Source organism: Spectribacter hydrogenoxidans (assembly GCF_031846275.1).
Taxonomy (GTDB): Bacteria; Pseudomonadota; Gammaproteobacteria; order Nevskiales; family Salinisphaeraceae; genus Spectribacter; species Spectribacter hydrogenoxidans.
The window spans coordinates 98,726-117,467 of record NZ_JAVRIB010000006.1; the positions used below are offsets into that span (position 1 = coordinate 98,726).

Here is an 18,742-nt window from a genome sequence, read left to right on the forward strand (position 1 = left end):
CTTTTACTCTAGCAGTTTCCAGTCTCACAGCAGCAGACCACCGATGGCCCTACTGACCATATTGCATCACCCGGATCCGCGCCTGCGGGAGGTGGCCGAATCCATCGAGGATATCGACCGCGATCTGCATAGCTTCATAGAGGACATGTTCGAGACCATGTACGACGCGCCGGGTGTGGGCCTGGCGGCCACCCAGGTGGGCGTGGCCAGGCGGGTGGCGGTGATGGATTGCTCGGAAGACAGGAACATGCCCATCGTCATGATCAATCCGGAAATCCTGAGTGCCGAGGAACCGGTGACGGTGGATGAGGGCTGCCTGTCGGTGCCGGAACACTACGACAAGGTCACCCGTTACCGCCGGGTGCGGTTCCGCGCGCTGGATCGCGACGGCGAGCCCTACGAGATGGACGCCGAGGATCTGCTGGCGCAGTGCGTGCAGCACGAGATCGGCCACCTCGACGGCGGGCTCTACATCGACCTGCTCTCGCGACTCAAGCAGCAGCGCATCCGGCGCAAGCTGGAAAAGACCCGAAAGCGGGAGGCGTGATCCGGATGCGGATCGGTGCCCCAGCCGGGAGGCAAGCGTGAGAATCCTGTTCGCCGGCACACCCGGGTTCGCCCTGCCGAGCCTGGATGCGGTGGCAGACAGCGGGCACGAACTGGTCGGCGTGATGACCCAGCCGGATCGTCCGGCGGGTCGGGGCCGGCACTTGCAGGCATCGCCGATCAAGCAGCGGGCGCTGGAACTGGGCATGCCGGTGCTGCAGCCGGAAACGTTGCGCGCCCGTCACGGCGAGGACGAGATCCGCGCCCTGCGGCCGGACCTGGCGGTGGTGGCGGCCTATGGTCTGCTCCTGCCCGGCTGGATGCTGTCGCTGCCGGCGCAGGGCTGCATCAATGTGCACGCATCGCTGCTGCCGCGCTGGCGTGGGGCCGCGCCGATTGCCCGGGCCATCCTGGCCGGGGACTCGCTTACCGGCATCACGCTGATGCGCATGGCCAGGGGGCTGGATACCGGGGACATCCTGGCGCAGGAAGCCACCGCGATTGGCCCCGGCGAGACAGCGGGGGAACTGCACGATCGGCTGGCCGGGCTGGGCGGCGGGATGCTGCCGGCAATGCTGGACGCGCTCGCCCGGGGCGAGGTTGCCGGGCGGGTCCAGGACGAGGCCGCGGCGACCCATGCCCGGCGGCTGGACAAGGCGGAAGCCGCGCTGGACTGGCGCCAGTCGGCGGTATCCCTGTCGCGGGCGGTGCGGGCCTTCAACCCCTGGCCGGTGGCCCACGGGGGACTCGACGGCGAGCGCGTCCGAGTCTGGCGTGCTGAAGCCATCGGTGGCGCCGCCGAGGCCGATCCCGGTACCGTGGTGGCAGCCGACGCAGCCGGCATCGACGTGGCCACGGGCAACGGACAGCTGCGGATCACCGAACTGCAGTGGCCCGGCCGGCGGCGGCTGCCTGCGGCCGAGGTCGCGCGTGGCCGTCCCCTGGTCGGCAAGCGTTTTGAGTGAGGCCGATGACGGCGCCGCCACCCGTGCCGCCGCCGCCCGGGCGGTAGCCGGGGTGCTGCAGGGGCAAAGCCTGGACGCGGTGCTGCCCGCCGCCCAGACGGGTCTGGCCGCGGCCGATCAGAGCCTGGCCGCGGCGCTGGCCTATGGGGTGATTCGTGATTATCGTCGTCTGGCGACAATCGCCGACGGGCTGCTGCGCCGGCCGCCGCCGCGGTCCGTTCTTGCACTGATCCTGGTCGGCTTCCATCAGTTGACCGCCATGCGGATCCCGCCTCATGCCGCCGTGCATGCCACTGTAGCGGCCACCGGCCCCCTCAAGAAGCCGCAGCATCGGGGTCTGGTCAACGCCGTGCTGCGGCGCTTCCAGCGCGAATCCCGGGAGCGGATTGCGGCTCTGCCGGACGCCCCTGGCGTGCAGCACTCCCATCCCGACTGGCTGGTGGCACGCCTGCGCGAGGACTGGCCGGATAACTGGCCGGCGTTGCTGGTGGCCAATAATCAGCCGGCACCCATGACGCTGCGGGTGAATACCCGGCGCGCCCCGCGGGACGCGTATCGGGACCGGCTGCATGCGGCGGGCATGGTCGCTCACCCGCATCTGCATGCGGCAGAGGCCCTGGCGCTGGATGCGCCGGTGGGTGTCACGTCATTACCGGGATTCGCCGACGGCGATGTGTCCGTACAGGACGCTGCGGCTCAACTGGCCGCAGCACTGCTGGCGATTGAACCGGGCATGCGCGTGCTGGATGCCTGCAGCGCGCCCGGGGGCAAGGCCGCCCATTGCCTGGAGTTGGTCGATTGCGAACTGGTGGCTCTGGACAGCGACCCGAACCGGCTTGAGCGGGTTGCCGAAACTCTGGGCCGGCTCGGCCTGCGTGACGGTGCGACGCTACAGGCCGCCGATGCGATGGTAGTCGATGACTGGTGGGACGGTCGCCCCTTCGATCGCATCCTGATCGACGCCCCCTGCACCGGTACCGGCGTGATCCGGCGGCATCCGGACATCAAGTGGCTGCGACGACAGACCGACCCGGCCGCGCTGGCGGTGCGCCAGCGGGCGCTGCTGGATGCACTCTGGCCGCTGCTGGCGCCCGGCGGGCGGCTGGTCTACGCCACCTGTTCGGTACTGGCGGTCGAGGGCGCCGAAGCGGTAGCCGGATTCTGCGGGGATCAGCCGGCGGCCCGGCCGCTTCCCATCGCCGAGGACTGGGGCGAAACCGCCGGGGCGGGACGGCGCATTGCGCCGGGCGAGGCCGACATGGACGGGTTCTTCTACGCGGTGATCGGGCATCAGCGGTAGATCGCGTCCCGTACACACACCCCGCGCTCGGCCAGATAGCCCTTGGCCTGCTGGATGGTGTATTCGCCGAAATGGAAGATGCTGGCGGCCAGTACGGCATCCGCGCGGCCCACTTCCAGGCCATCATGCAGGTGTTCCAGCGAGCCGACCCCGCCGGACGCGATCACCGGTACGTCCACGGATTCGGAAATCGCCCGCGTCAGTTTGAGGTCGAAGCCGGTCTTGGTGCCGTCGGCATCCATGCTGGTCACCAGCAGTTCCCCGGCGCCGTTGGTCACCATGCGCTGTGCCCACTCCACTGCATCCAGTCCGGTGGACTTGCGGCCGCCATGGGTGAACACCTCCCAGCGGGGTTCTTCCTTTTTCTTGTTGACGCGCTTGGCGTCGATGGCCACCACGATGCATTGCTGACCGAAGCGGTCGGCGGCTTCGGTGACGAATTCCGGCCGGGCGATGGCGGCGGTGTTGATGGACACCTTGTCGGCGCCGGCCTGCAGCAAGCGGCGCACGTCCGGAAGGGTCTTGACGCCGCCGCCCACGGTCAATGGGATGAAAACCGCGCCGGCCACCCGTTCCACCACGTCGATCAGGGTGTCGCGGGCTTCGTGGGAGGCGGTGATGTCAAGAAACACGAGCTCGTCGGCCCCCTGCTGGTCGTAGCGGCGGGCGATTTCCACCGGATCGCCGGCGTCGCGGATCTCGAGAAACTTGACGCCCTTGACCACCCGGCCCTTGTCGATGTCCAGGCAGGGGATGATGCGCTTGGAAAGACTCATGATGCCTGTTGGCGTTCCTCGACCAGCTTGCGGGCGGCGGCCAGATCCAGGCCGCCTTCGTAGAGCGCGCGGCCGATCACGGCGCCGGCCACGCCATCTTCCTCGGCGTCGCACAGGGCCTCGATGTCGGCCAGCGTGGTGACCCCGCCGGAGGCCAGCACCGGGATGGTGATGGCGCTGGCCAGTTCGCGGGTGGCCTCGATGTTCAGGCCTTCCATCATGCCGTCGCGGGCGATGTCGGTGTGGATGATGGCCACCACGCCATCGCGCTCGAACTGCTGGGCCAGATCGAGCACGTCATGGTTGGACAGCTTGGACCAGCCATCGGTGGCCACCTTGCCGTTACGGGCATCGAGGCCGACGATCACGTGGCCGGCGAATTCCACGCCGACGTCGGACACGAAGTGCGGTTCCTTGATTGCCCGGGTCCCCAGAATGACGTATTCCACGCCCAGTTCCAGGTAGGTGTCGATGGCTTCCTCGTTGCGGATGCCGCCGCCTACCTGCACCGGCACCTGGCCGCAGGCGCGGATGATGCGTTCGACCGCTACCTTGTTGACCGGCTTGCCGGCGGTGGCGCCGTCCAGGTCCACCACATGGATGCGGTCGGCCCCGGCGGCCAGCCAGCGTTCCGCCACGGCGGCGGGGTCTTCGTCGAACACCGTGACATCGTCCATGCGTCCCTGGCGCAGGCGCACGCACTTGCCGTCCTTGATGTCGATGGCGGGAATAAGCAGCACGATCTCCTCCGACTCGTTGTTGTATCGATAAGCGCCCGATCGCGATCAGGCAGCGCCGTCCCATTCCAGGAAGTTGGCCAGCAGTTGCAGGCCGGCGGACTGGCTCTTCTCCGGGTGAAACTGCACCGCGAATACCTGGTCGCGCAGTATCACCGAGGCGAAGCGGTGACCGTACTCCGTGGTGCCGGCCACGTGGCGCTCGTCCTTGGGCGCCACGTAGTAGCTGTGCACGAAGTAGAACCAGCTGTTGGGCGCGATGTCCTTCCACAGCGGATGGCTGCGTTCCTGGCGCACCTGATTCCATCCCATGTGCGGGATCTTGCGCCGCACGCCGTCCGGCTGATGATCGGGATCGGGAAAGCGTACCGCCTCGCCAGGGAAGGCACCCAGGCCCTGCACCCCGCCGCTTTCCGCGGAGTAGGTCATCAGCACCTCGATACCTAGGCATACGCCCAGCAGCGGCTTGGTGCCGAGTTGTTCGCGCACCATGGCGTCGAGTTCCAGTCGGTGCAGTTCCGCCATGCAGTGGCCGATCGCGCCCACACCGGGCAGCACCAGGCGGTCGGTCTTGGCCAGCACATCCGGGTCGTAGTGCACCTCGATCTGCTCGTCGCCGGCCACGTACTGCAGTGCCTTGGCAATCGAATGCAGATTGCCCATGCCGTAATCAATGATGCCCACCGTGGCCATCGTCAGTCGCCCCTGATCGCGTGAACGGATGAACCCTAGAGAGAGCCCTTGGTCGATGGTGTGGCATCACCCAGCCGGGCGTCGCGTTCCACCGCCACGCGCAGCGCGCGGCCGAAGGCCTTGAACACAGTTTCGGCGACGTGATGCGCGTTGAAGCCGCGCAGGCCGTCGATGTGCAGCGTCATGCGGGCGTGGTTGACCAGTCCCTGGAAGAACTCCCGGACCAGATCGACGTCGAAGCGGCCGATGCGCTCACGCGGATAGTCCACGGCGTACTGCAGGCCGGGTCGGCCGGACAGGTCGACCACCACGCGGGACAGGGCTTCGTCGAGCGGTACATAGGCATGACCGTAGCGGGCGATGCCGGCCTTGTCGCCGAGGGCTTCCGCCAGTGCCTGCCCCAGGCAAATGCCGACGTCCTCCACCGTGTGATGATCGTCGACCTCCAGATCGCCGCTGGCCTCGATGGTCAGGTCCACCAGCCCGTGCCGGGCGATCTGCTCCAGCATGTGGTCGAGAAAGGGAATCCCCGTATCCAGCCGGGCCTTGCCGGTGCCGTCCAGGTCCAGGGTCAGGCGGATGCGCGTTTCCCGGGTTTCCCGGCGAATGTCGGCGGTTCGCGTGGTCATGGCTACTGTCTTGGGGGCGGGACACACCGCGGTTTCAGTCATGATACGCCGTGGCGCGGCGGGGTGAAACTCTTCGCGGCGTCCGGTTACGTTTCCAGCCAGAAGGTTACCGGCCCGTCATTGGTCAGGGACACCGCCATGTCGGCCCCGAAACGACCGGCCTGTACATCGGCATGGCGTCCCCGGGCAGCGGTCACCAGCGTCTCGAACAGCGCCCGCGCCTGATCCGGTGGTGCCGCGCTGGTGAAGCTGGCGCGGGTGCCCTTGTCGGTGCGCGCCGCCAGGGTGAACTGCGGTACCAGCAGCAGTCCGCCGCCAGTGTCGGCCAGCGCCAGATTCATGCGGCCGTTCGGATCGGGGAACACCCGATAGGTCAGCAGGCGTTCGGCCAGCCGCTGTGCGGCGGCCGGCGTGTCCTCGGGGTTGACTGCCACCAGCACCAGCAGTCCGGTCTCGATACGGGCCACCGTCTCGCCCTCGATGTCGACGCCGGCCCGGGTCACCCGCTGCAGCAGACCGATCATGGCTGCCGGCCGCCGGGCTTGTTCGGTGTCGGAAAATGCTCACAGATCATCGCTGGATCGTCCGATAGGCGGTTTGCGCCGATCCTGCCAAGCTTCCTCTGTGCCGATGCCACTGGACTCCACGGACGGAATGAGGTCGGCGCGGGAGGCATCCATGGATGGATCAGGACCGGATGACAGGCTACGGGACTCGCCTGCTGTCTCGCCTCCGCTAGCCTAGCACGGCTACCCCTTGGCCCGGCACCGCGCCCCCCTGCGGTGTCGGGCCTTTTCGTGCGGCGGGTTAATGCTCGGCTTGGGTACACTCCGGGCTCGTGAATCCTGTTGTGCCGGGAGTTGCTGATGAAACGCCGTGACCTGATGCTGGCGCTGGGCGCCGGCGGCCTTGCAAGTGCCTGCGGACGCACCGGCGATGCCGGCCCGGCGCCGGCCCGCGAGTCCATCACCTGGAACATGGTGACCACCTGGCCGAAGAACTTCCCCGGGCTGGGCACGGCTGCCCAGCATCTGGCGGATCTGATCACCCGGATGTCCGATGGTGAACTCACGGTGCGGGTCTACGGCGCCGGCGAGCGGGTGCCGGCGCTGGAAGTGTTCGATGCGGTGTCACGCGGGGCGGCGCAGATGGGCCACGGGGCGGCGTATTACTGGAAGGGCAAGTCCCCGGCCACGCCCTTCTTCACTGCGGTGCCGTTCGGCATGACCGCTTCGGAGATGCAGGCCTGGCTGCACGTCGGTGGCGGGATGGAATTGTGGCGGGAGCTCTATGCCGAGTTTGATCTGGTGCCCTTCGAGGCCGGCGACACCGGCACCCAGATGGGCGGCTGGTTCCGTGAGCCGGTGGCCGATCTGGACGGGCTGCGACAGCTTAAGGTGCGCATGCCCGGGCTGGGCGGCGAGGTACTGCAAGCGCTGGATGTGACCACCGTGAACATCCCCGGCAGCGAACTGTTCACTTCGCTGCAGCAGGGCGTGATCGATGCCGCGGAATGGGTCGGCCCCTACAACGATCTGGCCTTCGGCTTTCACAAGATCGCCCGCCATTACTATTACCCAGGCTGGCACGAGCCGTGCGGCAACCTCGAGGCCATTGTCAACAAGCCGGCCTGGTCGGCCCTGCCCGAACGACTGCAGACGGTGGTCAGCACTGCCTGCATGGCCGCCGGCCGCCACATGCAGGCACAGATGCGGGCGAATAATCAGCGGGCGTTGCGTTCGCTGGTCGACGAGCATGCGGTAACGCTGCATCGGTTTCCCGATGACATTCTGGCGGCCCTGCGCGAGGCCACGCCTGGGGTACTGGAAGAATTGGTGGCCGGGGACGCCTTCGCCGGCCGCGTGCACGGCGCCTACCGGGATTTCGCCGCCCGCGCCCGGGACTGGACCGCGCTCGGCGAGGCCGCCATCCTGGAACTCCGACCGTAGGGGCTATCGCGGACCAGTCAACGTCGTCATGGCGCGGCGGACCGCCATCGTCAGGCGGGCCGGTGCATGGCGATGAAGTAATCGTCCGTCCTGACCACGCGGAACCCGCACCGGATATAGAACTGGTAGGCGGCCGTATTCACTCGGAAGCAGCGCAGGGTTAGTGGCTTGCCGGGGCGTTCGTTTTGCAGCTTGTCGAGTACTGTCGGGCCGTATCCGCGTGAGCGGCATCCCGGCTCGAGAATGATCATGGCGATGAAGGTGCTGTCGCGATTGTTCCTGACCTGGAGATAGCCGAGCCGGCAATCGCTATCCTCCAGCACCAGCGTCTCGTACCTCCGCAAGCCCTTCGCGAAGTCGTTTTCCTGCCATGCCGCATCCCATCCCCACATCCTCGAGATATGTGGCTTCATTGCCTCGACGTAGGTCGTCCAGAGATAGGGTTTGTCGCCGGCCCGATACGGCTGAAACGCAAGGCGCATCCGCTCACCCGGCTATCGATAGACCAGGCCCGGCAACCAGGTCACCAGGCCGGGCCAGGCGGCCAGCAGTCCCAGCATGCCCAACTGGATCAGGATGAACGGCACCACGCCACGATAGATCGCCCCGGTTTCCAGTGATGCCGGCGCCACCCCGCGCAGGTAGAACAGCGCGAAGCCGAAGGGCGGGGTGAGAAACGAGGTCTGCAGGTTGATCGCCATCATCACCCCGAGCCAGATCGGGTCGAGCCCCATGGCCAGTAGGGCGGGCGCCACGATAGGCACCACCACGAAGGTGATCTCGATGAAGTCGAGGATGAAACCGAGCAGGAACATCGCCGCCATCACGACCAGCATGGCCCCCAGCGCCCCGCCCGGCAGGCTATCGAGCAACTCGTGGACGGCATGGTCGCCGCCGTAGGCCGAAAACACCAGCGAGAACAGCGAGGCGCCGATCAGGATCATGAACACCATGCTGGTCAGACGGGCGGTCCGGTCGGTTACGGCGGTGAGTTCGGTGCGACCGAGTCGTCCCCGCGCCGCAGCCAGCAGCATGGCGCCCAGCGCTCCGATGGCGGCGGCCTCGGTGGGAGTGGCCGCGCCGATCATGATCGATCCCAGCACCGCCACAATCAGGGCCAGCGGCGACAGCAGTCGGGTGATCAGAACCAGGCCGGTGTGTTTGCCACGTTCGTCGTCGGGCACCGCGGGCATGGTCGCCGGCCAGCGCCAGGCCACGAACAGCAGATACAGCAGATAGGCCGCCACGGTCAGCAGGCCCGGAATCAACGCGCCCACGAACAGATCGCCCACGGACACCGTCTGCATGCTGAAAACACCCATGGTGGATTGGGCCTGCTGGTAGGCCGAGGCAATCACGTCGCCCAGCAGCACCAGCATGATCGAGGGCGGAATCACCTGTCCCAGGGTGCCGGCCGCGCAGATGGTGCCGGCGGCCAGTGCCGGGTCGTAGCCCCGGCGCAGCATGGTGGGCAGGGCCAGCAGCCCCATGGTCACCACCGTCGCCCCGACGATGCCGGTGGAGGCTGCCAGCAGGGCCCCGACGAGCACCACGGTGATACCAAGACCACCGCGGCGCCGGCCGAACAGGGCGGCCGTGGCTTCGAGTAGTTCCCGGGCGATCTGCGAGCGCTCCAGCATCACTCCCATGAACACGAACAGCGGCACCGCGATGAGGGTTTCGTTGGTCATGATCCCGAACACGCGGCTCGGCAGGGCGAGCAGTTCGCCGGCCGGAAACGCCCCCGCGGCCGCGCCGCCCAGCCCGAACAGCAGGGCCACGCCGCCCAGGGTGAAAGCCACCGGATAGCCGGCCAGCAGGACCAGGCAGACCACCGCGAATATCAGCCCGGCGATCAGCGCCATGAACCGGCCTCGGTCGGGTTGTCGCGCAGGGTCAGCCAACTATGTCCGGCCCGGGCCAGGGCCGCGGCGGCCAGCTGCGCAGCCACCACCAGGATCAGTGTCTTGAGCAGATACACGAAGGGCAGGCCGCCGGGCTGGGCCGAGGTTTCCATCCGCCGCCAGGCGTCGGCGACATAGCCGAGGCTGAGTGCGGCCAGGGTCACCGCCACCGGCAGCAGCAGGCACAGGCTGCCCAGCAGGTCGACCAGGGCGCGCCGGCGGAGCGACCACTGCCGCTGAAAGATGTCCACCCGAACATGGTCGTCCCGGTTGAGGGCATAGGCCGCGGCCAGGAGGAATACGGTGGCGTGCATGTAGGTCACGCTCTCCTGCAGCCCGGTCCAGCCGATGCCGAAGCCGTAACGTAGCCCCACCACCAGGGCGTCGGCCAGTACCATCGCCAGGGTCAGCCAGGCCACGCCGCGGCCGATGGCGTTGTTCACCGCGTCGATGCCGGCCACCAGCCGGGCGAGCCGGGTCATCAGTTGAGCAGGCGGGGTGGTGCGTCCCGATGGGCGATCAGCAGTTCCGCAAAGGGCTGTGGATCCTTCTGGTGGGTGTCGTGGCCGGACTGGGGGAAGTGCCAGTCGGCCAGGCGCGAGACCCAGAAGCGCAGCGCCGCGGCCCGCAGCATTGCCGGCCAGGCATCATTCTCGGCCGGAGCGAATGGCCGGCGCCGACGGTAGGCATCGACGATGGCCCGCCACTGCTCGGGCAGATGCGTACCGTTGGGCCGGTAGCACCAGTCGTTGCAGATCACGGCGAGATCGAACAGCCAGTGGTCGTAACAAGCGTAATAGAAGTCGATCAGTCCGGAGACGTGGCGGTCCTCGAACAGCACGTTGTCGCGGAACAGGTCGGCATGGATCACGCCGCAGGGCAGCGGGGCGTAGTCGAAGGCCTGCTGGAAGGCGATCTCGTCGTCCAGCAGGGCCTTGTCCCCGGCGCTCAGGTGGCCGGCCAGCGTGTCGCGGGTGGCTTCGATCCAGCCCAGCCCGCGGCTGTTGGCCTGGCGGTCGGGGAAGGACTCGCCGGCCCGGTGCAGTTCCGCCACGGTGGCGCCGAGGGCGGCGCAGTGGGCCGGATCGGGCGACACCAGGCTGCGGCCCCGCAATCGGTAGACCAGAGCGGCCGGGCGCCCCGCCAGGTGTGACAGGAAGCCGCCGTCACGCCGGGCCACCGGATGCGCGCCGGGCACGCCCAGGCCCGCGAGGTGGTCCATCAGATTGAGGTAGAAGGGTAGTTCCCCGGGTTCGAGGGCCTCGAACAGCGTCAGCACCCAGCGCCCGAGGGTGGTGTCGACGAAGTAGTTGGTGTTGGTGATGCCTTCGGAAATGCCCTCGAAATATTCCAGTTCGCCGATGGCGTAGTCGCTCAGCAGGCGGTCGATGTCCTCGGAGGTCAGGCGGGTGTAGACCGACATCAGGCGTTGCCGCGCGCCAGCCGCCGGGCGAACACGCGCATCTCCTTGGCCGCCTGGTGGTCACCCCGCGCCTCGGCCACGGCAATGCCCTGCTCGAAAGCGTCTGCCGCCTCGTCACTGCGGCCGGCGTCGGCCAGCGCGCGGCCCAGGCATTTCCAGGCCGCGGAGTAATCCGAGTCGAGTGTCACCGCCTTTTGCAGATGGGTGACGGCGGCATCGGCGTCTCCCTCCTTCACACAGAGTTCGCCGAGGGAAAAGCGCAGCAGGGCGGTGTCCTGCCCGCCTTCCAGCATTGCCTCGAGTTTCGCCCGCATGCCCATGGGGCCGGGATTGTAACGTAGCCGCGCGCCGCCGGTGCCGGCTAGCGCCGCCAGAACGCGGGGGTGAGGATGACCAGCAGCGGCAGGATTTCAAGGCGCCCCATCAGCATCGCCAGGCTGAGCGCCCACTTGCCGATGTCCGGCACGGTGGCCATGTTCGACGCCACTTCGCCGAGGCCGGGACCCAGGTTGTTGAGGCAGGCGGCCACCGCGGAAAAAGCGCTGATCTCGTCCATACCGATGGCCATCAGGATCATGAACACCACCGCGTACACGCCCATGTAAATGCTGAAATAGCCCCACACGGCCTGAATGACCGGATCCGGAATCACGCGGCCGCCGAGCTTCACCGGCATTTCCGCGCTGGGATGCACCTGTCGGTTGACCTCCCGCACGCCCTGCTTGATCAGCAGCATGAAGCGGGCGACCTTGATACCGCTGGTTGTGGACCCGCCGCAACCGCCGACGATGCTGCCCAGAATCAGCATCATGGGGATGAAGCTGGGCCAAAGCGTGAAATCCGCGGTGGTGAAGCCGGTGGTGGTGCCGATCGACATCACCTGGAACGCCGACTTGATCAACGCGTTACCCGGCTGGGTATAGGTGCCGGCGGCCAGTAATGCCAGGGTACAGGCGATGGTCACGCCAAGAGCAAGCAGCGCCCAGCCGCGGAATTCCGGATCGCGCAGATAATGCATGGGGCTGGCACTGCGCCAGGCAACGAAATGCAGGGCGAAGTTCACCGCGCCGATGAACATGAATACCACGGCGATGCCCTCGATCAGCGCGCTGTCGAAATAGCCCATGGAAGCGTCGTGGGTGGAAAAGCCCGCGGTGGAGACGGTGGTGAAGGCGTGGCTGACAGCGTCGAACGCGGTCATCCCGGCCAGCCAGAAAAACAGGGCGCACAACAGGGTGAGGCCCACGTAGATCATCCACAGTGCCCGGGCGGTCTCGCGGATGCGTGGCGTCAGCTTGGAATCCTTGATCGGGCCGGGAGTTTCTGCCCGGTAGAGCTGCATGCCGCCGACCCCCAGCATGGGCAGCACCGCGACCGCCAGCACGATCACCCCCATGCCACCGAGCCACTGCAGCAGTTGGCGCCAGATCAGGATGCCCCGGGGCAGGCCATCCAGGCCGATGATTACGGTGGCGCCGGTGGTGGTCAGTCCCGATACCGACTCGTACACCGCGTCGGTGATCGATAATGCGGGCATGCTGGACAGGTGCAGCGGAATCGCCCCGAACAGCGACAGAACCATCCAGAACAGCACCACCACCAGGAAGCCATCACGCAGTTTCAGTTCGCGCCGGACCGCGCGTACCGGCAGCCACGTGACGATGCCGGCTGCCAGGGTCACACAAAAGCTTATGAAGAAGGTGTCCGCCTCGCCGTCGCGATAGAGCAGGGAAACCAGCGCCGGGATCAGCATGGTGGTGGAGAACAGCATCAGCAGGATGCCGACCAGCCGCTGGGCAACCGCCATGGGGTGATTCATGGTCGGCAACGCCGATGGATGTGTTGGCCGCGGCCCATACGCTCAGATGAACGACACGCCGACCTGGAACAGCCGCTCCAGTGCCGCGGTGTTCTTCTTCTCCACAATGAACATGATCACGTGGTCACCGGATTCGATCACGGTGTCGTGGTGGGCAATGATCACTTCCTCCCCGCGGGCGATGGCACCAATAGTGGTGCCGGCGGGCAGGCGGATCTCGTCGATGCGCCGGCCGACCACGCGGGAGTTGCTCGGGTCACCATGGGCCACCGCCTCGATGGCTTCGGCGGCCCCGCGGCGCAGGCTGTGGACCTGGACCACATCACCCCGGCGCACGTGCGACAGCAGTGCGGATACCGTGGACTGCTGCGGCGAAATCGCGATGTCGATGGCCCCGCCCTCCACCAGATCCACGTAGGCCAGGCGGTTGATCAGGCTCATGGCCTTGCGAGCGCCCAGGCGCTTGGCCAGCATCGAGGACAGGATGTTGGCCTCGTCATCATTGGTGACCGCGCAGAACACGTCCACGCTTTCGATGTTTTCCTCCAGCAACAGGCCCTCGTTGGCCGCGTCGCCCACCAGCACGATGGCCTTCTTCACCTGCTCGGACAGGGCCCGGGCGCGTTCTCGGTCGCGTTCGATCAGCTTGACCTGGCAGTGGTCCTCCAGCGCCAGCGCCAGCCGCAGACCGATGTTGCCGCCACCGGCCAGCACCACCCGCTTGACCGGCCGATCCTGCTTGCGCAGTTCGCTGATCACCTTCTTGATGTGTTTCTTGGCGGCCACGAAGAACACTTCGTCATCGGCTTCGATGACCGTGTCGCCTTCGGGAATGATGGGTTTGCCGCGCCGGTAGATGGCCGCCACGCGGGTATCCACCCCGGGGATGTGTTCACGGATGGTGCGCAGTTCCTGGCCCACCAGCGGTCCGCCGTAATAGGCTTTCACGCCGACTGCCCGGACCCGGCCACTGGCGAAGTCCACGACCTGCAGCGCGCCGGGATACTGGATCAGGCGGCTGATGTAGTCGCATACCAGCTGTTCCGGACTGATGTGCATGTCCACCGGCAGCGCGTCCTGCTGGAACAGCCGCTTTTCCTTGAGGTATTCCGAGGCCCGGATGCGGGCGATCTTGGTCGGGGTGTGAAACAGGGTGTAGGCGATCTGGCAGGCCACCATGTTGATCTCGTCGGATTCGGTGACCGCGATGATCATGTCCGCGTCTTCTGCGCCGGCGGCCTGCAGCACCTCCGGGTGCGCCGCGAATCCCTGAACCGCGCGGATATCAAGCCGGTCCTGCAGTTCGGCGAGCAGATTCGCCTGGGTATCGACGATGGTCACGTCGTTGGCCTCGTCGGCCAGATTCTCGGCCAGTGTGGCGCCCACCTGGCCGGCCCCCAGAATGATGATCTTCATAGCCGCCGAACAGTAGACCTGCGCCGGTCTGCTTGCAAGGACGCCGGGCCTGCGCAAAACGGCGCGGGAACGGCGTAGAATGCGGGCCGGCGAGTCCGACGGCCAGTGGCATGCGTATATGCAGGGGAAAGCAATCGATGAGCGTGGCGAGCGACTGGCTGGATGACGTTGCCTGGAACATGGATGGTCTGGCGCCGGCGGTGGTGCAGGATGCGGCCGGCGGCCGGGTGTTGATGATGGCGTGGATGAACCGCGACTCGCTCACCGAGAGCCTGCAGACCGGGTTTGCCACGTTCTGGTCACGCTCGCGCGGCAGGCTGTGGCGGAAAGGCGAATCGTCCGGTCATCGGCAACGCGTCGTTGACATCCGACTGGACTGCGACGGCGACACGCTGCTGCTGCAGGTCGAACAGGTTGGCGGCATCGCGTGTCATACCGGACGCGAAAGCTGCTTTTATCGACAGCTGACCGATGGCGTCTGGCAGGACGCCGACCCGGTCATCCGCGATCCGGAAGACATTTATGGCTGACAAGGAACACCTGCTGGGCGCCCTTAGTGAGGTGCTCGCCGAGCGGCGCGGTGCCGACCCGGATGCCTCGTATACCGCCCGTCTGCTGGCAGACGGAACGGCCGCGATTCTTGCTAAGATCGAGGAAGAGTCCGGCGAGGTTATCGACGCGGCCGGGGCGGACGACGACGCCCACCTGATTCACGAAATTGCGGATCTGTGGTTCCACACCCTGGTCCTGCTGACACACCGGCGGTTGTCCGCCGACGACGTGCTGGCCGAACTGGGCAGACGCTTCGGCATGTCCGGGCTGGCCGAAAAGGCCGCACGCCAACGACAGGGTTAACGAGGTAGACATTATGGGTATTGGCGGTATCAGCATCTGGCAGCTGCTTATCGTGCTGGCCATCGTGGTGATGGTTTTCGGCACCAAGCGGCTGCGCAACATGGGCGGCGATCTGGGCTCGGCGATCAAGGGCTTCCGCTCCGCGATGAAGGATGGCGGCGAGAAGGACGGTGACGAAGAAGACCAGGACGCCCGCAAGCGTGATGAAGACCCCCAGGTCATCGACCAGTTGGGCGAGACCCGGGCAAACACGGACCCGACCGAAGAGGCGGATAAGCGCCAGGATAAGGCCAAGAAATCCTGATTCGGTCACCGGCGCATCGCCGGTGACACCCTACCTGCAGGCCTGATCGAATGTTCGACATGGGGTTCTGGGAGCTGGTCGTGCTCGGCGTGATCGGTTTGATCGTGCTCGGGCCGGAGCGGCTGCCCACCGTCGCCAGAACGCTTGGCCGCTGGACCGGCCGGGCGCGCTCCTACATGCGCACGCTCAGCACCGAACTGGAGCGCGAGGTCAATACCAAGGATCTGCGACGCACCTTCGAGCAGACCCGATCCGAGATCGACAAGACCCGGAGCGAGTTCGACCAGGGCCGGCGTCAGCTGGAGTCCGAGGTGCGCGGTGACGAGGACCAGGGCAGCACCACGGCTTCGCCGGCGTCGTCCACGGAAGATCCGCCGTCGCAAGAGGCCGCCATGGAAACGCCGGCTGACAAGCCAGCGGGCCGGCGCCTGGAGCGGCAGACCCGGGACGACGAGTCATGAGCGCGGCTCCCGACAAAGAACAGACACTGTTTTCCCACCTGCTGGAGCTGCGTGACCGTCTGCTGCGCGCAGTGATCATGGTGGTACTGGTGTTCATCCCGCTGGCGATCTTTTCGTCGGAGCTGTTCACTTGGCTTTCCGGCCCGTTGCTGGCGCACATGCCGGCAGGTTCCAGTCTGATTGCCACCGAAGTTGCTGCCCCGTTTCTGGCGCCGTTCAAGCTGTCGATCCTGCTGGCGGTGGTGATTTCGCTGCCGTGGATCCTCTATCAGATCTGGGCGTTCGTGGCCCCCGGCCTGTACATGAACGAGCGGCGGCTAGTGGTGCCGCTGCTGGCGACCAGCACCAGCCTGTTCTATCTGGGCATGGCATTCGCCTACTACGTCGTGTTCCCGGTGGTGTTCGGGTTCTTCGTCAGCGTGGCCCCGGAAGGGGTGGCGGTGATGACCGATATCAGCCGGTATCTGGATTTCGTGCTCGGCATGTTCATGGCTTTCGGGATCGCCTTCGAGGTGCCCGTGGCCCTTTTCCTGCTGGTATGGGCGGGCTTTACCACCCCCGCTGATCTGGCCAGCTACCGGCCTTATGTCCTGGTGGGGGCGTTCGCCATCGCCATGCTGCTGACCCCGCCGGACATGATTTCCCAGACCCTGCTGGCGGTACCGATCTTTATCCTCTATGAAGCCGGCATCTGGGGCGCCCGCCTTTTCGTGCCCGGTATCCGCGAAGTCGAGGCACAGAAGGCCGAGCAGAAGCGCGACGAGTAAGCCGCGCACCACGATCCCGGGTTCAGGATTGGTTCAGGCGCCCCGGGACAGAGTGATCCCGTCCGGTGAATACCGGCAACGTTCGATCAACCTCTTCCCCAAGGAGAATGCGATATGCGACTCATTACCGTGACAATGCTTGGCCTGGGCCTCATGAGCGGCCAGGCGATGGCCGATCTGAACTCGCGCACCGGCGCTGGCGCCGGCGTGGGCCTCGGACTTGGTGTGGGCAACCTGGTGCAGCTGGACGCCAACGCTGGTGCCCGGGTCGACCAGGAACTGGAGACCCGTCGTGAAGATCGCCGGGCTGCGCCGCAGGGCCGAGTGAATGCCGAGGCGCAGGCTGCCGGCCAGGCCCGGACGGGCACGCCCCAGCGTGGCGGGCTACTGAACGGGCTCCTCGGCCTCTGATCCGATTCGATGGTTCGTCGAGGCGCGCCGGGTGGCTTGTCCGCCCGGCGCTTTTTTTGCGCAGGAGGCCGGACACAAAAAAGCCCGGCCAGTGGCCGGGCTGGTAATCTCGACATTGGCGCGGATCAGGGGGTTTACTGACCGCCGCCCGGGCCACCGCCCTGGGCAGGCGCCATCGCCTGAAGTTCGCCGCGAAGCTCCTTCATGCGGGCTAGCAGATCGTCTGTCTTGGGATTCTGTTCGCGCATGGCCTCAAGGGTGGCGTCATTGAGCTCCTCGGCCTTGGCCTGGATTTCCGGCTTCTGCATCACCTTCTGCTGTGCCTGGCGCATCTCCTGCTGCTCGGCGCGCAGCTTGCCGATTAGCTCCTTGCGGCGGTCGTCCGCCACGTCTTCGCCGCGCAGTTCGGTGCCCATCTTCTTGATGGAGTCGCGCTTGGCCTCGACGTCATAACCCTCGCTCTTCATTTCGCTGACAACGCGATTGCGGAAGGTTTCCTGCTGTTCGGTGATATCCGGATTCTCGGCTACCGCCTTCTTGCGGATACCCTGCAGCTCGCTGGAAACTTGGCGATATTCCTTGATCACCGACTGCATTTCCGCCTGCTGGGCGGGAGACGCGCCGGCGGGCGCCTGCTGGGCGCTGGCCAGGCCGGATATGGTGGCGCCGGCACCCAGCAGGGTAGCCGCGGCCATGGTGGTCATCTTTCGCATATTCATGGTTAACGTCCTTGAATGAAAAGTGGGCGTTGGGCCTCGGACAGCCTTTCAGGCTATCAGTGCCCCGATGGGGGATCAAAAATGTGTGGCCGAGGCCAGTCGGTCAGCCGCACGGATCGGTTCGGGCAGTCGGTATCGATGCAGACAGGCCATGACCCGGTCAATCGCGGTACGCATATCCAGCCGATGGCCCGGCGACACGAATACTGGTGCGACCCGATTGCGGGTTCGCAGCACGGCACCGATGGCCTCATCGCCGTCACGCAAGGTGGACCAGCTGCCTCGTTCCGCCGGTACTGGCGCGTGCTCGCCAATCAGCCGGGTCTTGCCGACGCCGATGGTGGGCAGATCGGTGGCCAGGCCGATATGGCAGGCCACCCCCATCCGGCGGGGATGGGCGTAGCCATGACCGTCGCAGAGCAGCAGGTCCGGCGGCTGGCTCAAGCCCGCCAGGGCATCCAGAATCGCCGGGACTTCGCGGAACGACAGCAGCCCGGGCACGTACGGAAACCGGGTCGGCTGTCGCACGATCTGTTGTTCCAGCACCGTCAGATCGCCAGCGTCGCATACCACCACTGCTGCGCGGGTGACTCGGCCGCCGTCCTCGAAACCGACATCCGCGCCACCGACGGTGGCGATGTCGGGGAGCCGGTTTTCCAGCCGGATGTGGCCACGCAACTCCCGCTGGAGCTGCACCGCCTGTTTGGGGTTGAGGTCCCAGCGACGTGCGGCAGCCAGCCCCGGCGCGGGCTGGCTCAGAAGCGGTCCCGGGCCCGGGAAATGGCGTGTTTCAGGCTGTCCCAGGCGTGTTCGGCACCCTGACGGATATCGTCGAAGGCGGCCTCGCTGGCGTCCCGTGCCTTGGTCAACTGACTTTCGGCCTTGTCGCGCTGTTCGCGCAAGTCCTTCATGTAATCCTCGTACTGATACCGGACATCATCCGAGGCCTGTCCGGCCTTTTCCTTGAGCCGGTCGATTTCCGCGTTGACCTCGTCGATCTTGCTCTTGATGCGGTTGATCCATTCATCACGTGTGGACATTGCGGTGCGTCCTGTTGTTGAGTGACGC

25 protein-coding genes are annotated in these 18,742 nt (G+C 66.4%); 10 read left to right on the forward strand and 15 right to left on the reverse strand.

What is annotated here, in order from left to right; genetic code table 11:
* The first annotated feature begins 43 nt into the window (after nucleotides 1-43).
* The 3 genes from def to rsmB are packed head-to-tail and all read left to right on the forward strand — an operon-like array spanning nucleotide 44 to nucleotide 2,811.
* Nucleotides 44-547 (forward strand): peptide deformylase, encoded by a 504-nt coding sequence (gene def, locus RM532_RS07275; protein WP_311652565.1) that lies wholly within the window; start codon nucleotides 44-46, stop codon nucleotides 545-547.
* 37 nt (nucleotides 548-584) lie between these two features.
* Nucleotides 585-1,511, forward strand: a complete 927-nt coding sequence (fmt, locus tag RM532_RS07280; RefSeq protein WP_311652566.1) for a methionyl-tRNA formyltransferase — start codon at nucleotides 585-587, stop codon at nucleotides 1,509-1,511.
* Nucleotides 1,504-2,811: a 16S rRNA (cytosine(967)-C(5))-methyltransferase RsmB gene (rsmB, locus tag RM532_RS07285; protein ID WP_311652567.1), complete on the forward strand. Its 1,308-nt coding sequence runs from the start codon at nucleotides 1,504-1,506 to the stop codon at nucleotides 2,809-2,811. The genes fmt and rsmB overlap by 8 nt, the downstream gene beginning before the upstream one ends.
* Here the strand turns inward: rsmB and hisF are convergent.
* The 5 genes from hisF to dtd all read right to left on the reverse strand — a co-directional run bounded on the left by hisF (nucleotide 2,802) and on the right by dtd (nucleotide 6,170).
* Nucleotides 2,802-3,587: an imidazole glycerol phosphate synthase subunit HisF gene (gene hisF, locus RM532_RS07290; protein WP_311652569.1), complete on the reverse strand. Its 786-nt coding sequence runs from the start codon at nucleotides 3,585-3,587 to the stop codon at nucleotides 2,802-2,804. The genes rsmB and hisF overlap by 10 nt on opposite strands.
* Entirely contained in the window at nucleotides 3,584-4,327 is a 744-nt protein-coding gene (gene hisA, locus RM532_RS07295; RefSeq protein ID WP_311652570.1) for a 1-(5-phosphoribosyl)-5-[(5-phosphoribosylamino)methylideneamino]imidazole-4-carboxamide isomerase, read from the reverse strand. Before hisA ends, hisF begins: the two co-directional genes overlap by 4 nt.
* Before the next feature lie 45 nt (nucleotides 4,328-4,372).
* On the reverse strand, nucleotides 4,373-5,017 hold the full coding sequence (hisH, locus tag RM532_RS07300) for an imidazole glycerol phosphate synthase subunit HisH (RefSeq protein WP_311652571.1): 645 nt from the start codon (nucleotides 5,015-5,017) through the stop codon (nucleotides 4,373-4,375).
* A 35-nt stretch (nucleotides 5,018-5,052) separates the two neighbouring features.
* Nucleotides 5,053-5,646 carry an imidazoleglycerol-phosphate dehydratase HisB gene (hisB, locus tag RM532_RS07305; RefSeq protein WP_311652572.1) on the reverse strand — a complete coding sequence of 198 codons (594 nt, stop codon included), beginning with the start codon at nucleotides 5,644-5,646 and terminating at the stop codon, nucleotides 5,053-5,055.
* Between the two features lie 86 nt (nucleotides 5,647-5,732).
* On the reverse strand, nucleotides 5,733-6,170 hold the full coding sequence (dtd, locus tag RM532_RS07310; protein ID WP_311652573.1) for a D-aminoacyl-tRNA deacylase: 438 nt from the start codon (nucleotides 6,168-6,170) through the stop codon (nucleotides 5,733-5,735).
* 342 nt (nucleotides 6,171-6,512) lie between these two features.
* Here dtd and RM532_RS07315 point away from each other — a divergent pair, with 342 nt between their 5' ends.
* A complete protein-coding gene (locus tag RM532_RS07315) occupies nucleotides 6,513-7,595 on the forward strand; it encodes a TRAP transporter substrate-binding protein (RefSeq protein WP_311652574.1) in 1,083 nt (360 codons plus the stop codon).
* A gap of 50 nt (nucleotides 7,596-7,645) precedes the next feature.
* Here the strand turns inward: RM532_RS07315 and RM532_RS07320 are convergent, their stop codons facing one another.
* The 7 genes from RM532_RS07320 to trkA are packed head-to-tail and all read right to left on the reverse strand — an operon-like array spanning nucleotide 7,646 to nucleotide 14,157.
* Nucleotides 7,646-8,077, reverse strand: coding sequence for a GNAT family N-acetyltransferase (locus tag RM532_RS07320; protein WP_311652575.1), 432 nt, complete (start codon nucleotides 8,075-8,077; stop codon nucleotides 7,646-7,648).
* Between the two features lie 12 nt (nucleotides 8,078-8,089).
* Complete coding sequence (locus tag RM532_RS07325) at nucleotides 8,090-9,460, reverse strand: TRAP transporter large permease (RefSeq protein ID WP_311652576.1); 1,371 nt, start codon at nucleotides 9,458-9,460, stop codon at nucleotides 8,090-8,092.
* Nucleotides 9,451-9,981, reverse strand: coding sequence for a TRAP transporter small permease subunit (locus RM532_RS07330; protein ID WP_311652577.1), 531 nt, complete (start codon nucleotides 9,979-9,981; stop codon nucleotides 9,451-9,453). Before RM532_RS07330 ends, RM532_RS07325 begins: the two co-directional genes overlap by 10 nt.
* The gene (locus RM532_RS07335) at nucleotides 9,981-10,922 is read right to left on the reverse strand and encodes a homoserine kinase (RefSeq protein ID WP_311652578.1); all 942 of its coding nucleotides are present in this window, start codon (nucleotides 10,920-10,922) and stop codon (nucleotides 9,981-9,983) included. The genes RM532_RS07330 and RM532_RS07335 overlap by 1 nt, the downstream gene beginning before the upstream one ends.
* Nucleotides 10,922-11,242 (reverse strand): tetratricopeptide repeat protein, encoded by a 321-nt coding sequence (locus tag RM532_RS07340; RefSeq protein WP_349255282.1) that lies wholly within the window; start codon nucleotides 11,240-11,242, stop codon nucleotides 10,922-10,924. The genes RM532_RS07335 and RM532_RS07340 overlap by 1 nt, the downstream gene beginning before the upstream one ends.
* Nucleotides 11,243-11,283: 41 nt before the next feature.
* Entirely contained in the window at nucleotides 11,284-12,741 is a 1,458-nt protein-coding gene (locus tag RM532_RS07345) for a TrkH family potassium uptake protein (RefSeq protein WP_311652581.1), read from the reverse strand.
* A gap of 42 nt (nucleotides 12,742-12,783) precedes the next feature.
* Nucleotides 12,784-14,157, reverse strand: coding sequence for a Trk system potassium transporter TrkA (trkA, locus tag RM532_RS07350; RefSeq protein WP_311652582.1), 1,374 nt, complete (start codon nucleotides 14,155-14,157; stop codon nucleotides 12,784-12,786).
* A gap of 137 nt (nucleotides 14,158-14,294) precedes the next feature.
* On the opposite strand from trkA, the gene hisI reads away from it, so the two are divergent.
* From hisI to RM532_RS07380, 6 genes are all read left to right on the forward strand, one after another.
* Nucleotides 14,295-14,687 carry a phosphoribosyl-AMP cyclohydrolase gene (gene hisI / locus RM532_RS07355; protein ID WP_311652583.1) on the forward strand — a complete coding sequence of 131 codons (393 nt, stop codon included), beginning with the start codon at nucleotides 14,295-14,297 and terminating at the stop codon, nucleotides 14,685-14,687.
* Nucleotides 14,680-15,012 carry a phosphoribosyl-ATP diphosphatase gene (locus RM532_RS07360; RefSeq protein WP_311652584.1) on the forward strand — a complete coding sequence of 111 codons (333 nt, stop codon included), beginning with the start codon at nucleotides 14,680-14,682 and terminating at the stop codon, nucleotides 15,010-15,012. The genes hisI and RM532_RS07360 overlap by 8 nt, the downstream gene beginning before the upstream one ends.
* A 13-nt stretch (nucleotides 15,013-15,025) precedes the next feature.
* Complete coding sequence (tatA, locus tag RM532_RS07365; protein ID WP_311652585.1) at nucleotides 15,026-15,316, forward strand: Sec-independent protein translocase subunit TatA; 291 nt, start codon at nucleotides 15,026-15,028, stop codon at nucleotides 15,314-15,316.
* A gap of 59 nt (nucleotides 15,317-15,375) precedes the next feature.
* Nucleotides 15,376-15,777, forward strand: a complete 402-nt coding sequence (gene tatB / locus RM532_RS07370) for a Sec-independent protein translocase protein TatB (RefSeq protein WP_311652586.1) — start codon at nucleotides 15,376-15,378, stop codon at nucleotides 15,775-15,777.
* A complete protein-coding gene (gene tatC, locus RM532_RS07375) occupies nucleotides 15,774-16,544 on the forward strand; it encodes a twin-arginine translocase subunit TatC (protein WP_311652587.1) in 771 nt (256 codons plus the stop codon). Before tatB ends, tatC begins: the two co-directional genes overlap by 4 nt.
* Before the next feature lie 114 nt (nucleotides 16,545-16,658).
* Nucleotides 16,659-16,955 carry a hypothetical protein gene (locus tag RM532_RS07380; protein WP_311652588.1) on the forward strand — a complete coding sequence of 99 codons (297 nt, stop codon included), beginning with the start codon at nucleotides 16,659-16,661 and terminating at the stop codon, nucleotides 16,953-16,955.
* 134 nt (nucleotides 16,956-17,089) lie between these two features.
* On the opposite strand, the gene RM532_RS07385 is transcribed toward RM532_RS07380, so the two are convergent.
* The 3 genes from RM532_RS07385 to RM532_RS07395 form a co-directional block, all read right to left on the reverse strand.
* The gene (locus RM532_RS07385) at nucleotides 17,090-17,674 is read right to left on the reverse strand and encodes a hypothetical protein (RefSeq protein WP_311652589.1); all 585 of its coding nucleotides are present in this window, start codon (nucleotides 17,672-17,674) and stop codon (nucleotides 17,090-17,092) included.
* 75 nt (nucleotides 17,675-17,749) lie between these two features.
* Nucleotides 17,750-18,370, reverse strand: a complete 621-nt coding sequence (gene nfi / locus RM532_RS07390; protein WP_311652590.1) for a deoxyribonuclease V — start codon at nucleotides 18,368-18,370, stop codon at nucleotides 17,750-17,752.
* Nucleotides 18,371-18,429: 59 nt separating this feature from the next.
* On the reverse strand, nucleotides 18,430-18,714 hold the full coding sequence (locus RM532_RS07395) for a sll1863 family stress response protein (RefSeq protein ID WP_311652591.1): 285 nt from the start codon (nucleotides 18,712-18,714) through the stop codon (nucleotides 18,430-18,432).
* Nucleotides 18,715-18,742 lie beyond the last annotated feature (28 nt).

Excerpts from the sequence above, each read along its gene's own strand:
- def (WP_311652565.1), top strand. The coding sequence starts at position 44 with ATGGCCCTACTGACCATATTGCATCACCCGGATCCGCGCCTGCGGGAG.
- hisF (WP_311652569.1), bottom strand. The coding sequence starts at position 3,587 with ATGAGTCTTTCCAAGCGCATCATCCCCTGCCTGGACATCGACAAGGGC.
- hisH (WP_311652571.1), bottom strand. The coding sequence starts at position 5,017 with ATGGCCACGGTGGGCATCATTGATTACGGCATGGGCAATCTGCATTCG.
- hisB (WP_311652572.1), bottom strand. The coding sequence starts at position 5,646 with ATGACCACGCGAACCGCCGACATTCGCCGGGAAACCCGGGAAACGCGC.
- dtd (WP_311652573.1), bottom strand. The coding sequence starts at position 6,170 with ATGATCGGTCTGCTGCAGCGGGTGACCCGGGCCGGCGTCGACATCGAG.
- RM532_RS07315 (WP_311652574.1), top strand. The coding sequence starts at position 6,513 with ATGAAACGCCGTGACCTGATGCTGGCGCTGGGCGCCGGCGGCCTTGCA.
- RM532_RS07320 (WP_311652575.1), bottom strand. The coding sequence starts at position 8,077 with ATGCGCCTTGCGTTTCAGCCGTATCGGGCCGGCGACAAACCCTATCTC.
- RM532_RS07325 (WP_311652576.1), bottom strand. The coding sequence starts at position 9,460 with ATGGCGCTGATCGCCGGGCTGATATTCGCGGTGGTCTGCCTGGTCCTG.
- RM532_RS07330 (WP_311652577.1), bottom strand. The coding sequence starts at position 9,981 with ATGACCCGGCTCGCCCGGCTGGTGGCCGGCATCGACGCGGTGAACAAC.
- RM532_RS07335 (WP_311652578.1), bottom strand. The coding sequence starts at position 10,922 with ATGTCGGTCTACACCCGCCTGACCTCCGAGGACATCGACCGCCTGCTG.
- RM532_RS07340 (WP_349255282.1), bottom strand. The coding sequence starts at position 11,242 with ATGGGCATGCGGGCGAAACTCGAGGCAATGCTGGAAGGCGGGCAGGAC.
- RM532_RS07345 (WP_311652581.1), bottom strand. The coding sequence starts at position 12,741 with ATGAATCACCCCATGGCGGTTGCCCAGCGGCTGGTCGGCATCCTGCTG.
- trkA (WP_311652582.1), bottom strand. The coding sequence starts at position 14,157 with ATGAAGATCATCATTCTGGGGGCCGGCCAGGTGGGCGCCACACTGGCC.
- hisI (WP_311652583.1), top strand. The coding sequence starts at position 14,295 with ATGAGCGTGGCGAGCGACTGGCTGGATGACGTTGCCTGGAACATGGAT.
- RM532_RS07360 (WP_311652584.1), top strand. The coding sequence starts at position 14,680 with ATGGCTGACAAGGAACACCTGCTGGGCGCCCTTAGTGAGGTGCTCGCC.
- tatA (WP_311652585.1), top strand. The coding sequence starts at position 15,026 with ATGGGTATTGGCGGTATCAGCATCTGGCAGCTGCTTATCGTGCTGGCC.
- tatB (WP_311652586.1), top strand. The coding sequence starts at position 15,376 with ATGGGGTTCTGGGAGCTGGTCGTGCTCGGCGTGATCGGTTTGATCGTG.
- tatC (WP_311652587.1), top strand. The coding sequence starts at position 15,774 with ATGAGCGCGGCTCCCGACAAAGAACAGACACTGTTTTCCCACCTGCTG.
- RM532_RS07380 (WP_311652588.1), top strand. The coding sequence starts at position 16,659 with ATGCGACTCATTACCGTGACAATGCTTGGCCTGGGCCTCATGAGCGGC.
- RM532_RS07385 (WP_311652589.1), bottom strand. The coding sequence starts at position 17,674 with ATGAATATGCGAAAGATGACCACCATGGCCGCGGCTACCCTGCTGGGT.
- RM532_RS07395 (WP_311652591.1), bottom strand. The coding sequence starts at position 18,714 with ATGTCCACACGTGATGAATGGATCAACCGCATCAAGAGCAAGATCGAC.